The sequence below is a fragment of the Pseudovibrio sp. WM33 genome, from assembly GCF_001623165.1.
Taxonomy (GTDB): domain Bacteria; phylum Pseudomonadota; class Alphaproteobacteria; order Rhizobiales; family Stappiaceae; genus Pseudovibrio.
Map to the genome: position 1 here is coordinate 430,154 of NZ_LMCK01000090.1, position 2,660 is coordinate 432,813.

The 2,660-nt window shown below is 49.3% G+C and carries 3 protein-coding genes; all 3 read right to left on the minus strand.

All coding sequences use genetic code 11. The features are described from left to right. Nucleotides 1-16: 16 nt before the first annotated feature. Nucleotides 17-403: a transposase gene (locus tag PsWM33_RS28050; RefSeq protein WP_208991795.1), complete on the minus strand. Its 387-nt coding sequence runs from the start codon at nucleotides 401-403 to the stop codon at nucleotides 17-19. A 36-nt stretch (nucleotides 404-439) separates the two neighbouring features. Continuing rightward, entirely contained in the window at nucleotides 440-1,054 is a 615-nt protein-coding gene (locus tag PsWM33_RS28055; RefSeq protein WP_208994607.1) for an IS110 family transposase, read from the minus strand. Between the two features lie 660 nt (nucleotides 1,055-1,714). After that, nucleotides 1,715-2,660 (minus strand): alpha/beta hydrolase (locus PsWM33_RS17265; RefSeq protein ID WP_193778415.1); only part of this gene is annotated, 946 nt, incomplete at its 5' end.

The following is a 2,660-nucleotide window of genomic DNA, read 5'->3' on the forward strand; positions in this document are numbered from 1 at the left end:
TTGAGGTCAGGCTATATTATGCAGCAACCTCCAAGCCATCACGACAGAGCGATGTATCATTGACCCACATGCGATGCATGACAACCGCGAGCTTTCTGGCTACCGCGACAACAGCACGGCGGCGCCCTTTGGTCCGCATCAGGCGCATCCCCCAGCTCTTGATGCTGGATCCGCCAGTACAGCGGGTTAGCATTGCATTGGCAGCCGTATAAAGGGCAGAGCGGACCTCCATGTCTCCTGCTTTAGAGATCCGGCCAGGATTATCAATTTCTCCTGATTGAAAACGCCTCGGCGTTAAGCCGAAGTGAGCAGCAACCGTTCGCGAACTCCTGAACCGCGCCGGATCATCCACCGCAGCGACAAATGCCAGCGCAGTCATAGGGCCAACGCCGGCGATTTCCATTAGTCGCAAGCACACTGCATTGGTGCTTGCCGCGTGTTAAACGCGTTTGTCCAGCTCTTGATAGGTTTGCAGTAAAGCAAGCCGCGCGTCCAGAAGCGGAACCAGTGCCAGGCTCAAATCTGGGTGGACTTCGATAAACGGTCGCACTGTTGCGTCAAAGCGTGTGTGTTTAATCCGTTCCGGCAGACGCAGGCCGTAAACCTTCAAGAGCCCGCGTACCTCGTTTGTCAAGTCTATGCATTTACGCAAGCATGCCTTGCGACTGCTCAGGAGCGTACGCATTGCATGCGAACGGCGGCTTTTCATATGCACTGGGCTATACCAGCCGGAGCGCAGGACCTGCGCTATGCCGCGTGCATCATTCTTATCGGTCTTGTTACGCATAGCAGACAGAGCCGCATTCACTTGCCTTGCCTCCATGCAGACAACGTCAAAGCCGCGTTGTTCCTTCAAGCCGTAAAACAGAGGCTGGCTCATTGTTTCAGCTTCAAAGCCAATGCGGGTGATAAGCAACGACGTCTGAGCTAAGGTACTGGCGATAACATCAACTTCGCAGGCAACCGAGCGTTCAAATATAATCTTGCCTTCGCCGTCAATCACACAGATCGAAACAGACCGTAAAGAAACATCTAAACCAGCATAGTATTCCATGGTGCTCTCCCATCCTCGCAGCAATATGCTGCGATCTTAACAGGAGCTGTCCTCTCATGAAGGACGAGCCCGATTACGCATGCTAATGGTTATGCTGCAACGTGCTAGGAATAACTAGAAGTTCTCAGAGTGAGTTGCCGCGACCTGTTGAATCCACCGCCAACTGCGGACATTCATTCGGCTCTATCAGGGGCTGAGACTGTTTGCTTGAATGGTTTTGACCGTCTCCTTCAAACTAACTCGTCACTATTTCCAAAACCATAGGATTTTGTTGGCAGAAGCCTAAATCGTACGGCACTGTTATGAAATCAGTCGTTGACTTTGAGTGATGATAACTGCCAGCATCACCGCAAAGTTATAATTTACATGTCTCACTGCGTAGGGCGGCATTACGATCCATTTGAGACCCAGTTCTTGGAAGGTGGTTAAATGCTCGAACGCTCAAAACCTCATGTCAAAGCTATCTGGAAGTAAGCGCTCGGTGAAGCCGACCTAACGATGATGGCTTTGGCAAACTTATGTTAGCGATCAGCATTGGCTTTAAACAGCATGGCGTGCACCTTTACTGAAAGAAAGAACAGCTAGAATATACGCCTGAAGCGAATTTACGCAACAGCGTCGGGGTCATCCTCCTCAAGCGCGCGCCACACCATCACGCTCCTATAGTATCGAGAGTACGTGGTTGAATATGGGGCCTCCGTGCGTATAGAACTCATTGATTACCGAGAAGTGATCACCCTGTTCGATAATCCGCAAATCTGCCTCAACACGATTATGGACCAAGTGATCGTAGAAGTCTTTGGTTTGTGCTTGATATTCGGCGCTTTCCTTAGAGCCAGCATAAAGAGTGAATTTCGCTCCGCGATGGCATGGCAAATGTAAAGGACTCATGAAAGGCAGATCTTCCGGTGAAATCCCCATCTGGTAGTTTTGAGCGTCGTGCATGTAAGGTTCCATATTGTAACCACCAGAAAAAGCAACTACGTTCTTGAATATAGATCCCGGTAGATCTGGATCTAATTGTGACCAATTGAAGACACCCATGCAAGCAGTCAGATGTGCACCTGAAGAGTGCCCCGCAACTGATATTCTGTCTCGATCTATGCCCCATTTTTCTGCGTTGACATAAAGATAGCGGATCGATTTCTTAACGACTTCGATCATTTCTTGAATAGAGACATCTGGCACTTGCGGGTAGTTGAGATTTGCAACCAGGACATCTTCTTGAGTGAATGAGTTTGCAATCTGGTAGTAGATGTCCTTTTGTGTGTACTGCCAATAACCACCATGAATATGGATCAGTAGTGGGCGCAGTGCTTTTTGATCTTTTGGCACAAAGAGATCCAAGTTACTGCGATAGAATGGTTGACCTCCGGTAGTAATTTCATGTTTCTCACAGTGGCTTGAAAGCTTCGTTTCGATCCACTGCTTTGCGAGTTCCCCAGCATCCGGGGACGTGAAAAACGTATGGAATTGGTCGAACAACTCCTTGGAAGTGTAGCCATCGAATATAACATCATTGCCTTCAGGAAGCTGAACAATATTAGCTTCAAAGGTGAACTTGTCGTCTTCGACCAGCGCAACATCTCCGAAGCGCCCCCCCCCC